This is a genomic window from Herbiconiux sp. FW305-C-125, from assembly GCF_058783455.1.
Genome location: NZ_JBYSYO010000023.1, coordinates 1 through 11,035 on the forward strand (window position 1 = coordinate 1; position 11,035 = coordinate 11,035).

Genomic DNA, 11,035 nt, shown 5'->3' on the forward strand with positions numbered 1-11,035 from the left:
GCAGCACCCGCACCTTCGGCCTGCTCCTCCCGGACAGCAGCAACCCGCTGTTCGCGGAGTTGTCGCGGGAGATCGAGTTCGAGGCCACGCGCGCGGGCTACGCCCTCATCCTCGCCAATTCGCGTGGTCAGGCCGAGTTCGAGATCCAGCAGCTGCAGAACCTCATCGACCGGCAGGTCGATGGTCTCGTCGTCATCAGCGCCACGCCGGAAGGGCCGCGCGCCGACCAGATCTCCGCGCTGGGCGTGCCCGTCGTCGTGCTCGATCGCGCGACCTCCCTCGCGGGGGTGACGACGGTCGGGGTCGACTTCGAGGGCGGGTCGAAACTCGGGGTGCGCCACCTTCTCTCCCACGGGCATTCGTCGGTGGCGGCCATCCTCGGCGACGACGGCTCGTCGTCGACCATCGCCCGCGAGAAGGGATGGGCCGAGGCGCTGCGCGAAGGGGGCGCCGACGAGGGGCCGACGGTTCGCGTCCCCTACACCCGCGAGGGCGGGTACGAGGCCGGGAAGCGATTGCTGGCCCGCAAGACCCGGCCCACCGCGGTATTCGTGTCCAGCGACCTGCAAGCGGTGGGTGTCTTGAAAGCCGCCCATGAGAGTGGCGTGTCGATCCCCGAAGAGCTCGCCGTGGTCGGCTTCGACGGTTCCCTCGAAGCCGAATACACCTGGCCGCCGCTGACGGTCGTGCGGCAGCCCATCGAAGAGCTGGCCAAAGCCGCTGTCGCTTCGCTCACCGACGCGGCAGACCTCGGCCACACCACCATCGCGCCGACGCTGATCGCGCGGTCCTCCTGCGGGTGCTAGCGATCGGGTGTCGAACTGAGCTGAGGAAAGCTCGGTAATTGCTAAGGTTGGCATATGACCGACAATCGCCGCGGATTTGTGCTCGACAACTGTATGGGGCTAGATTCCAATTACATCGCTCGGGGGGGCGTGGGGGAGCGGGACCGTACTCGCAGCAATTGGAGCCTGTGCGTGTTCTCGCGTGTTCGCGGTCTGACGATCGCCATCGTTCTTGTCGTCGCTACTCTGCTCGTGGCCGTCCCCGGATCGGCTACATGGGCCGGGCAACTCTCGGACCAGGGAGCGGAGGCGGCGGCTTCAGCATGGACCGCGGATGATGCCGCGGATCCCGGTGACTCGCTGCCGTCCAGTGACGGCGAGTCTCCGTCCGAAGACCAAGGCGACTCGACGGATGATGCGCAAAGTGACGCTCCTGACAACTCGGTCGCGAACAGCGAGGACCCGGCATCGGTTCCTCTAGTGGCTCAGCCAGTCGAGCCGTCAGCGAGCGATGAGGACCTACCTGCACCGCCTCCCAAAGCCGACGCGCCTAGTGCAGCCACCGAGACCGACGCATCCCAGATAGCCCGAGATTTCGACCACAATGTCGTGGTCGACAGCCAGACCACAGAGACATCCCTCGTCGAGGCACTCCCCGACGGCACCTACCAGCTCACCTCTTCATCTATTCCGGTCCGCGTCGAGCAGGACGGGGCGTGGGTCGACATCGACACCACCCTCGGCTCCGCGGTCGACGGTGGCGGGAGGCACAGGAACTCAGGTCTACGTCCCCGACAATGTGCCTCTCGATCAATTGTTCAAACTTGTCTCCAAGGAGCCACTCCAGTGAATCTCGAACCGATCCGAGCCACCCTGTCAGAGCTGGTTGACTTGCTGGCGCTATGCGGGCTAGACGCACCTTCGAATTGGTTCTCCGAACGTCTGGATCGACTGCAGGCGCCGACGCAGTCGGACGAAGCCCTCGTCCTAGCAGAAATCCATAAGGCGATACCGGGAATGGGTGGACTCGCCGACATTTGGCTTGATCCGCCAGCCTCATCGGGACTGAGTAGGGAGATTGCGAACACGCGTAAACACCGATTGCAGGAACGGCTCTACGAATTGACCGCTTAGCCCGAGTCCACCCTAGAGACATGCACACGCGTGGATAATCGACGCCCGCGCGACCGAGCAGATTCGATGCAATCTTCCACCTGTCCCCGGGGCATCGCGATTAGTGTAGCCAGGCCTTGAAACGATGGTCGACATGGGAACCCGTCAATGGAAGCAAATCGTCCGCGAGGTCCTCCCAAACTCTGACTGGGCATTTCGGAACAATCTCTGCTACTCCGTTCCGGTCGGCCACATCCTGTGGGGCCTGACGATCGGAACTGCTCGCGATTCGATCAGATCTCCCTAGTGCGGATTCTCAGCCGCTGTTCGTGCCGACCACCGATGTGAGCGGGGAGTGTTGCTTCGCACCCCCGACGGCCGCCAGTGGTTCAGCCTCTCTGATGACATAGCTGGCGTCGTGGGGCGGGAATTGTCGGTTGGATACGACGAGCGTCGCGAGCTAACGAACGGAGCCTGACCCGGTTTCATCAATGTTGGGAGGATCACGGTTGACTATGCCGGTGGAGCGCAAATTGACAGAGCGTGAGATTGCATTCATTTCTTATGCCCTCGACCAAGCCGATACGGGACGCAAGCTCATTGAAGCTCTTCCAAATGCCCGAGTCACGGATATGGACGACGGGGGGGCAGGGAAGCATTCTGTTAGGCGATGCTCTCCCATCTGGAGAAGCCGACCAAAAGGCTGACTACTTGCTCGACCACTGGACGGCAATCCAGGCTGAACGTACGCGGCCAGATGTTTCAGAACGTCTAAGCCAGGCTGCACGCCAGTTGTCTGCTTTCTTCGACAAGCAGTAGGCGCGCGCTCCCACGGGAGGGTCAAGCTGGATGCCTACATGTAGCCGCACCCTACTCGACGCCCCGAAGTCAGCGTTCTCGGGCCTGGTACCACTCGGTGCACGCGCCTACGACTCGGTCATCGGCAAGTTTCTCTCCGTCGATCCAGTCCTGGCTCCTTCAACCCGCAACAGAACAACGGCTACCCATACGCCACTAGCACCCACATCACTCTTACCGACCACTCGGGTCTCAAGCCGGGACGCTTTCGGATTTTGAACAACATTGGAAATGGACGGAGACAATCGGATGGAGAGACTGAGAGCCGCGTGCGTTGCCCTCACGCTCGTGACGGGATTGGCGGGGTGCTCGGGAAATGCGCCCGATCCGCTGGCAACGCCCGGGGTGCTGGCAGGCACATGGGTAGCGGACGGTCCGGCCTCCGTCGAAGCGACGCTGGAGTTCGAGCCGGACGGTTCGATGGAGGCCGAATCACTGCCCGCCCAGGTCGCGCTCGGGCCGGCCGGCGATCACTGGTTCGAGCCGATCGAGTGGTCGGATCTCGAAAGTCTGCATGGTCGCTGGCGTGTCCAGGAGAATGGGTCAGGAAACCCTTATGTTGGCATCTCCCTCTCAGCGCCAATCGATGGCCGCCCCGGATTCAAGCTCGATGTCAGGCGTGATGGTGACGAGTGGATTGTCTACTACGCGATCGGCGGCGAGGACACTGGTCAAACTCTCGACTTTCATCGGTCCGCCGGCTGAGTCCTGAAAGCCGGGAGAACGGCAGTGACGGGACGTGTGCCGAGGGCGCACGATTGTCGGGCTGACCCGCCTACGCGAATCCCCAGTCTCCAAGGTCGCGAGCGGCGAGAAGGGGTTCGAGGAACGCGGGCAGCTCGGTGGGCAAACGGATGAACGGGGCCGGGTGCACGATGACCGTCTCGGCCCCGGCGCGCCACAGGCCGAGCGCCTCGGCGACCGGGTCGGGCGGGGTGGCGTGGCTCGGGGCGACCTCGGAGGGGAGGGTGACGGCTGCCGTGATGCGCACGGGCTTCGAGGACGCGGGCGGCGAGGCAGCGGCGGCGGCCGTCGCCAGGCGCGCGACGCACTCCTCGAACTCGGGGAGGGGCATGGGGGCCGGCGCCCAGCCGGTGCCTAGGCGCACGATGCGCTCGAGGTTGCGGTCGCTCAGCGCCAGCGCGAGGAAGACCGGCAACGCCGTGCCCTGCGGCGGCAGCGGATGCGAGGTCAGATCTTCGAACGCCAGCCGCCGCCCTGCGTAGGCGGCCGACTCCCCCGCCCACAGCGCTCGGCAGGCGGCGATCTGCTCCTCGAGCATCCCGAACCGGCCCTCGAAGGGGCGCTCCGACGCGGCGTACTCCTCGGCCTGCCAGCCCACGCCGAGTGTCGCCTCGACACGACCTCCCGACACCGCGTCGAGGGTGGCGAGCTGCTTCGCCAGCAGCACCGCCGGGCGCAAAGGTGCGATGAGGGCGTTGGTGCCCAGCCGCGCGCGTCGGGTCACGGCGGCGACCGCCGCGAGGGCGACCAGCGGGTCGTACCAGTTCGCCGAGAGCGGGTAGGGAAAGCCCTCGCGAGCGGCGCGCGCACCGCCGTGCATCACGACGTGGTCGGGCAGCACCACCACGTCGACGCCAGCGTCGTCGGCGACGCGGGCGCACTCGAGGAGGCCGTCGAATCCGCCGCCGATGCGGTCGGTCGACATGAGGTTCATCGCCAGCCGGCGAGGGCGAGGGCGGATGCGCAGGGCGGCGTCGCCCTCCCCGGTCGATGCGGTACGGGCATCCGTCACCGCGCCGACACCTTTCCGAACAGGCTCGCCAGCGGGGCGAGGAGCACGGGGCGGGCGGCGATCCACGCCGCGACCATCACGGCGACGGAGGCCACGAACACCCCGAACCCGACCCAGTCGCCCTCGTCGCGCCCGGCGTACATGTGGTTGAGGTTGCGCAGGGCGCCGGTGGCGAACACCAGGCCGACGTGCACCACCACGAAGGCCGAGAAGAAGAGCATCGTCGGGAAGTGCACCGCCCGCGCGAGCTCCACCGGGTAAACCCGGCTCAGGCGAGGCGCGTTCTTCGGCCAGACGCCGCTCATGCGCACACCGGTGATCGCCGCGAGCGGCGCGGCCACGAACACGACCACGAAGTACATGAGCTGCTGAAGGCTGTTGTAGTTGACCCAGCCGTTCTCGGTGGGCCAGTCGAGCGACACGTACTGGATGAGCGCCGACAGCGCGTTCGGAAAGACGTCCCAGCTGGTCGGCACGATGCGCGCCCACTGCGCCGTCACGAACAGCAGCACCACGAACACCACGCCGTTCGCGAGCCACAACACGTCGAGGAACTGGTGGAACCAGAGCGTGAGGCTGATCTTGCGGGCGGATGCGCGGCGACTCGTCCAGAACGCGGGCGGCTTCTTCTGGTGCCGCACCTGCAGCCCCGAGCGGATGATCAGCACGATGAAGAAGGCGTTGAGGAAGTGCTGCCACTGCAGCCACGCCGGGAACCCCTCGGGCACCCAGGTGGGGAGGGGGTATTCGCCGGGGTAGTCGTCGAGGAAGGCGGCCACGCCGGGGGTCGTGACGAGCCAGCGGGTGAGGAGCACCAGGGCGGCGGCCCCGACCACGACGATCGCGCCGGCCACGACGGCCGCCCGTCGGCGGCCGAGCGGGCTGCCGCTTCGGCTGGTGCTGTCGGCGGTCGGTGTGCGCGCGGTGACGGTGCCCGCGCCGGCGCCGGTAGGGGCGGCGGTTGGTGTGCGATCGGTGGCGGTGGAAGTGGCCGTGCCGGTGCCGGTGCCGATGGGCGCGGCGGTTGGTGTGCGCTCGGTGGCTTTGCGCGCGCGTGCGGCGGCCGGCTCGGCATCCTCGGCGGATCGAACCGTCGCGGCGGGTGCGGGTGCGGGTGTTGGCGCGGGCGAACCCCCCACCGGCGTGGCCGATTGCGGCTGCGGGGAACCCGGATGCGCGGCCGTGCCGTCAGCTCCTCCTCCGGGCCTCGGCAGACCGCGCCGCGAGGACGCGGGCGCGCTCGCCGCCTGCGACTCGGCCGGCGATGGCCCGGTGGTGGGAGCGCTCGCCGAGGCGTCGGCGGCAGGCGCACCGATGGGTTGCGGTGCGTCAGCGGCTGGCGCTGCAGCCCCGCCGGGCCGCGGGAGGCCGCGGCGGGCCGCGGCGGGAGCCGCTTCGCTGACGGCACTCGACCCTGATGCGGCTGAGGTTGCGCCGGCGGGAGCCTCCGCGGTGGGCTGAGGTGCACCGGCGGCTGGCGCTGGAGCCTCGCCGGGGCGCGGAAGGCCGCGGCGGGGCGCGGCGGCTGCGGCGGGAGCGCCCTCCCTGGCGGCACTCGGCTCGGACGCGGCTGAGCGTGCACCGGCGGGAGGTGCGGCCGTGGGCTCCGGTGCATCGGCGGCAAGTGCCCGCACCTCGCCGGGGCGGGCGAGGCCGCGGCGGGGAGAAGCGGACCCGGGTGGCGTGGTGCCGGTGGGCGGGGTGTCGGTGCCTGGGGTGGCGGTGGCCGGTGCCGCAGTGCCCGCGGGGGCCGCGGTGCCCGCGGGGGGCGCGGGGGTGGTTCGCGCTGCCGCGGCCGGCTCAGCAGGCGGCGTGGCTGGGATGGCCGCCTCGCCGGGGCGGGGGAGGCCGCGGCGGGGCGGGCGCCCGGGAGGGGGTGCCGGCGGGGGCGGGGTGGTGGACACGGGTCAGGGCTTTCGGGCCGCGAGGGCCTCGATGAGTTGCGGCACCACCTGGAAGACGTCGCCCACCACGCCGAAGTCCGCGATCTCGAAGATGGGGGCGTCGGCGTCCTTGTTGATCGCCACGATCGTCTTCGCCGTCTGCATGCCCGCCCGGTGCTGGATCGCGCCCGAGATGCCGAGCGCCACGTACAGCTGCGGCGACACCGAGACACCGGTCTGCCCCACCTGGTGCGACTGCGGCACGTAGCCCGAGTCGACGGCGGCGCGCGACGCTCCCACGGCCGCGCCCAGCGCATCCGCCAGTTGCTCGACGAGCACGAACTTCTCGGCCGAACCGAGCCCGCGCCCGCCCGACACCACCCGCGCCGCCCCGCGCAGCTCCGGCCGGGTCGCGACCGCGGTGAGCGGCTCGAACTGGGCGACGACCGCATCCGGAGCATCGGATGCCCCGACCACGAGCTCGCGCCGGTCGAGTGGCCGCGCCTCGGCACGAGCCTCCACGGCGCCCTGCCGCACGGTGACGACCAGCGCCCCGACGGTCGCTGCCGAATCGACGTCGTAGGCGCCGCCGTACACCGAGTGGTGCGCGACCACGCCCTCCTCGTCGCGCGAGACGCCGACGGCGTCGACCGCGAGCGCGAGCCGCGCCCGCACCGCGAACCGCCCCGCCGCATCGCGACCCGGGATCGAGTTCGAGATGAGCACCGCAGTAGGCCGCACCTCGGCGAATGCCGCTGCCAGCGCGTCGACCACGGGAACCGCCGCGCCCGGTGCGCCGGCGCCGGAAGCGCCAGCGTCGGCACCCGCATCCGCGACCAGCACGACCGCCGCGCCCAGCTCCGCCGCGCGCTGAGCCGCGAGGTCGCCCGAACCTGCCCCGGCATCGCTGCCCGTCACCACGAGCGCCACCGGCGTCCCGATCCCGGCCGCCGCGCCGATGAGGCCCGCCGCCGAGGGCGCGGGCTCACCGCCCGGCACCGTCTCGACCAGCACGAGCACCGCGTCGTCGGGGAAGTCTGCCATCGTCGTCTCCTCGTTCGAAAATCAGTCAGCACGCGCACGGCGAGGCCGCGGCGCACGAAAGGTCACACCAGCCGGTTGGCCACCAGGAACTCCGCCAGCCGCACCCCGGCGTCACCCTCGTCGGTGATCGTGGTGCCGGTAGCGCGCGCCGGTCGTTCCGCGATCGCGATCACGATCGACCGGCCCACCGCCGCATCGTCGACCGTCACACCCAACTCGGCGAGCCCGAGCGTGCGCACCGGCTTCTTCTTCGCGGCCATGATGCCCTTGAAGTTGGGGAACCGCGCATCCGGCAGCGCCTCGGTGATCGAGATCACCGCCGGCAGGGCGGCCACGAGTTCGGACCGCCCGGTCTCGGCGAGCCGGGTGCCGCGCACCTCGCCCTCACCGATCGTGACCGTCGACAGCGCCGTCGCGGCCGGCACCCCGAGGTGCTCCGCGAGCATGGCAGGCATCACCCCGCCCGACCCGTCGGTGGACTGGTTGCCCGTGATCACGAGGTCGAACCCCGTCGTGCGCAGCGCCGCCGCGATCGTGTCGGCGGTGAGCGTGAGGTCGGCTCCGAGCAGAGCGTCGTCGACGACGTGCACTCCGGATGCGGCGCCCATCGCCAGCCCCTTCCGCAGCGTCGTGGTCGCCGACTCCGGCCCCACGGTCAGCACCTCGACCTCCGTGCCGGGGTGCCCGTCGGCATACGCCAGAGCCACTTCGAGTGCGCGCTCGCCGATCTCGTCGAGCACCGCGTCGCTCGCGGCCCGGTCGGCCAGGCCGCTTTCCAGGTTCAGCTTGCGGTCGCCGTAGGTGTCCGGCACCTCTTTGACCAGCACCACGATCTTCATCGTCCGCTCCCTCTCGTGCACCGCTGCACGTCGCTGTCCGCCCAGCCTAGCAAGCGATTGGTTGTTACGGATGCCCGTCTCAGCGTTCTCCCGAACACAGCTGCACCACCTCCGCCACCGCTCGCTCCACATCCCCCCGGTCGTAGCCGAGGAGGTCGACCTCGTGCGGATCGGGTTCGTACGAGATCACCACCCCGCGCCCCGGCACGATGAACCGATCGGGCTGGAACGGCTGATTCTCGTCGCGCTCGTCGATGACGAGGGCCGAGCCCGCCGCATCCGCCACCAACTGGAAGAACTCGCGGAAGCGCAGGTTCTCGTCGCCCACCAGGTAGGCGCGGCCGGGTTCGCCCCGGTCGAGCGCGCCGATCGTCGCTTGGGCGAGCGAGTGCACCGAGAGGTAGTTGGTGCCGCCGGCCGGCGCGAACACGGGCACCGAGGAGTTCTCGCCGCGCAGCCACGCGATCATGCGCCCGAAGCGCCGGGCGCTGCGGCCCGGGGTCACGCCGACGATCGACGGCGGGTTCAGCGTGATCGCCTCGAACCCGTCGCCCGTGAGGGCGCGGGTGCGCTCGTCGGCGGCTTGGCGGGCCGCGACGTAGGCGTTGGTCTGCGCCAGCTCCGGCTGGAGCTGGTGGTAGTAGCTGCCGATCTGCACGAAACGGCGCACGCCCGCCTGCTTCGCGAGCGCGGCGAAGTTCGGCACGCCCTCGCTCTGGGTGCGGCGCCAGAACGCGTCGTCCTCGTCGTCTTCGGAGACGTGCCGGATGTCGCTGCCCGCCGCGAACACGATGGCATCGAACCCCTGGAGGTCGACCGCCGAGACGCCGGCCTCGGCCTCGGCCTCAGGTCGCGCATCCGCGTAGTCGCCGACGAGCCGCGGCAGCATGCGCACCGCGGGGGGATCGTCGGGGCCCTCCGCCGAGCGCGCCATGACCGTCACCGGCCGACCCGCCGCGGCGAGGTCGCCCGCGATGTGACTTCCGATCATGCCGGTGCCGCCGACGACGAGCACGGCCCCGCTCATCCGAACACCGCCACGCCGTCGGTGATGGCCGGCACGTCGCCGCGCAGCACCTCGAAGCCGCCGTCGGGCCACGACCGCACGCGCAGCTCGTCGCCCGGCACGACCGGGGCGCTGAATCGGCCCTCGAGCCGGGTGAGGTCGGCCGGATGTGCGCCCGCCAGCTCGGCGAGCGGCAGCGTCGCGGCGGCCAGCGTGCACAGGCCTTGGAGGATCGGTAGGGGCTGGCCGATGCGCGCCGACGCCTCCGGATCGATGTGGATGTGGTGACGGTCGCCCGTGAGGCGGTAGAGCGCCGCCTGGTTGGGGGCGGTCGCGAACGAGCGCTCCTCGGGCGCGCCGCGGCCGGCGGCGGGCGTCGCCCGGCCCGGTCCGCGCTCGCCGCCGAAGCCACCGACGCCGGGGGCGAAGAGCGACCAGGTCGCGGTGAACTGCTCGCACTCCACGATCACCTCGAAGATCGCGGCCGAACCCTTGTCCCATACGTCGCCGACTCGGGCGGCGAGCCGCAGCTCGCCCGAACGCGGAAGCGCGGCCGCAACCTCGAGCCGCTGCGAGCCGTGCACCGCGCGGTCGTCGAACGCGCCGGCGTCGGCCAGCACGTCGGGCGCCCACTGCGCGAGCGTGAGGCCGAACGAGGGGAGCACGCGCAGCCGGTCTTCGAACACGAGGTCGAGCCGATCGGCGGGAGCGCCCACGGCGAGGGCGTACAGGATGGCGTCGCGCTCGTCGTACACGACCGTGCGCTCCCCGAGAAACCGCCCCGCCCATTCCCCGGCCGCACCCCGCGCATCCGCCCCGTTCATGCGCCGTACACCGGCTCGGGGGGCGCGCCGGCGGCGACGAGCGCGCCCACCACGTCGCCCACCTCGTCGGCCCGCCAGCGGCGCCCCGCGTCCCGCCGCGGTCCGTGCCGCCAGCCCTCTTCGAGGCAGATCGTGCCGCCCTGCACCTCGAGCACCCGCCCCGTGACATCACCCGAACCGACGCTCGCGAGCCAGGCCACGACGGGCGAGACGTTCGCCGGGTCCATCTGGTCGAATCCGTTCTCGGGTGCGGCCATCGCCTCGGCGAACGGCCCCTCCGTCATGCGGGTGCGCGCCGACGGGGCGATCGCGTTGACCGTCACGCCGTACCGCCCGAGCTCCTGCGCCGCCACCAGCGTAAGCGCAGCGATGCCGGCCTTCGCCGCCGAGTACGCCGCCTGCCCGACGCTGCCCTGGAGGCCCGCACCAGACGACGTATTGATGACCCGCGCCGAGGGCTGACGCCCCGCCTTCGACTCCTCGCGCCAGTACGCCGATGCGTGCCGGAGCGGCGCGAAGTGCCCCTTGAGGTGCACCCGGATGACGGCGTCCCACTCGGCCTCGTCGGCGTTCACGAGCATCCGGTCGCGCACGAAGCCGGCGTTGTTCACCAGCACGTCGAGGCGCCCGAAGGTGTCGATCGCGCTCGCCACGAGCTCACGCGCCTGCTCGAAGTCGGCGATGTCGGCGCCGTTCGCGATGGCCTCGCCGCCGCCGGCGCGGATGAGCTCGACCACCTCTGCCGCCGGGCCCTCGGCCGAACCGTCGCCGGCGAGCGTGGTGCCGAGGTCGTTCACGACCACGCGCGCACCCTGCCGCGCGAGTTCGAGCGCGTGCTCGCGCCCGAGTCCGCGCCCCGCTCCGGTGACGATGGCCACGCGGCCCTCGCAGATTCCGGTCATTGTTGTCCTCCCCTTCGAGGCGTCG

The 11,035-nt window shown here is 70.5% G+C and carries 10 protein-coding genes; 3 read left to right on the forward strand and 7 right to left on the reverse strand.

The genetic code is table 11. The features are described 5' to 3' along the window. The 3 genes from AC3WLB_RS24040 to AC3WLB_RS24050 all read left to right on the forward strand — a co-directional run. A partial coding sequence (locus AC3WLB_RS24040; protein ID WP_492510423.1) for a substrate-binding domain-containing protein occupies positions 1-806 on the forward strand: 806 nt, incomplete at its 5' end. A 54-nt stretch (positions 807-860) separates the two neighbouring features. Then, a complete protein-coding gene (locus AC3WLB_RS24045) occupies positions 861-1,919 on the forward strand; it encodes a hypothetical protein (RefSeq protein WP_492510425.1) in 1,059 nt (352 codons plus the stop codon). Between the two features lie 1,086 nt (positions 1,920-3,005). Further along, positions 3,006-3,461 (forward strand): hypothetical protein, encoded by a 456-nt coding sequence (locus tag AC3WLB_RS24050; protein ID WP_492510427.1) that lies wholly within the window; start codon positions 3,006-3,008, stop codon positions 3,459-3,461. A 70-nt stretch (positions 3,462-3,531) separates the two neighbouring features. Here AC3WLB_RS24050 and AC3WLB_RS24055 read toward each other — a convergent pair whose 3' ends face one another. The 7 genes from AC3WLB_RS24055 to AC3WLB_RS24085 form a co-directional block, all read right to left on the reverse strand. Then, the gene (locus tag AC3WLB_RS24055) at positions 3,532-4,512 is read right to left on the reverse strand and encodes a TIGR03619 family F420-dependent LLM class oxidoreductase (RefSeq protein WP_492510429.1); all 981 of its coding nucleotides are present in this window, start codon (positions 4,510-4,512) and stop codon (positions 3,532-3,534) included. Then, positions 4,509-5,651 carry a cytochrome b/b6 domain-containing protein gene (locus AC3WLB_RS24060; RefSeq protein WP_492510431.1) on the reverse strand — a complete coding sequence of 381 codons (1,143 nt, stop codon included), beginning with the start codon at positions 5,649-5,651 and terminating at the stop codon, positions 4,509-4,511. Before AC3WLB_RS24060 ends, AC3WLB_RS24055 begins: the two co-directional genes overlap by 4 nt. Positions 5,652-6,419: 768 nt before the next feature. Further along, positions 6,420-7,439 (reverse strand): electron transfer flavoprotein subunit alpha/FixB family protein, encoded by a 1,020-nt coding sequence (locus AC3WLB_RS24065; protein WP_492510433.1) that lies wholly within the window; start codon positions 7,437-7,439, stop codon positions 6,420-6,422. A 62-nt stretch (positions 7,440-7,501) separates the two neighbouring features. Further along, on the reverse strand, positions 7,502-8,278 hold the full coding sequence (locus AC3WLB_RS24070; protein ID WP_492510435.1) for an electron transfer flavoprotein subunit beta/FixA family protein: 777 nt from the start codon (positions 8,276-8,278) through the stop codon (positions 7,502-7,504). Between the two features lie 79 nt (positions 8,279-8,357). Further along, on the reverse strand, positions 8,358-9,305 hold the full coding sequence (locus AC3WLB_RS24075) for an NAD-dependent epimerase/dehydratase family protein (RefSeq protein WP_492510437.1): 948 nt from the start codon (positions 9,303-9,305) through the stop codon (positions 8,358-8,360). Further along, on the reverse strand, positions 9,302-10,108 hold the full coding sequence (locus AC3WLB_RS24080; protein ID WP_492510439.1) for a MaoC/PaaZ C-terminal domain-containing protein: 807 nt from the start codon (positions 10,106-10,108) through the stop codon (positions 9,302-9,304). The genes AC3WLB_RS24075 and AC3WLB_RS24080 overlap by 4 nt, the downstream gene beginning before the upstream one ends. Next, on the reverse strand, positions 10,105-11,010 hold the full coding sequence (locus AC3WLB_RS24085; RefSeq protein ID WP_492510441.1) for an SDR family oxidoreductase: 906 nt from the start codon (positions 11,008-11,010) through the stop codon (positions 10,105-10,107). The genes AC3WLB_RS24080 and AC3WLB_RS24085 overlap by 4 nt, the downstream gene beginning before the upstream one ends. Positions 11,011-11,035: the final 25 nt, after the last annotated feature.

What these genes read in the sequence shown, in the direction of transcription:
- AC3WLB_RS24045 (WP_492510425.1), top strand. Translation starts at nt 861, where the DNA reads ATGACCGACAATCGCCGCGGATTTGTGCTCGACAACTGTATGGGGCTA.
- AC3WLB_RS24050 (WP_492510427.1), top strand. Translation starts at nt 3,006, where the DNA reads ATGGAGAGACTGAGAGCCGCGTGCGTTGCCCTCACGCTCGTGACGGGA.
- AC3WLB_RS24065 (WP_492510433.1), bottom strand. Translation starts at nt 7,439, where the DNA reads ATGGCAGACTTCCCCGACGACGCGGTGCTCGTGCTGGTCGAGACGGTG.
- AC3WLB_RS24070 (WP_492510435.1), bottom strand. Translation starts at nt 8,278, where the DNA reads ATGAAGATCGTGGTGCTGGTCAAAGAGGTGCCGGACACCTACGGCGAC.
- AC3WLB_RS24075 (WP_492510437.1), bottom strand. Translation starts at nt 9,305, where the DNA reads ATGAGCGGGGCCGTGCTCGTCGTCGGCGGCACCGGCATGATCGGAAGT.
- AC3WLB_RS24080 (WP_492510439.1), bottom strand. Translation starts at nt 10,108, where the DNA reads ATGAACGGGGCGGATGCGCGGGGTGCGGCCGGGGAATGGGCGGGGCGG.
- AC3WLB_RS24085 (WP_492510441.1), bottom strand. Translation starts at nt 11,010, where the DNA reads ATGACCGGAATCTGCGAGGGCCGCGTGGCCATCGTCACCGGAGCGGGG.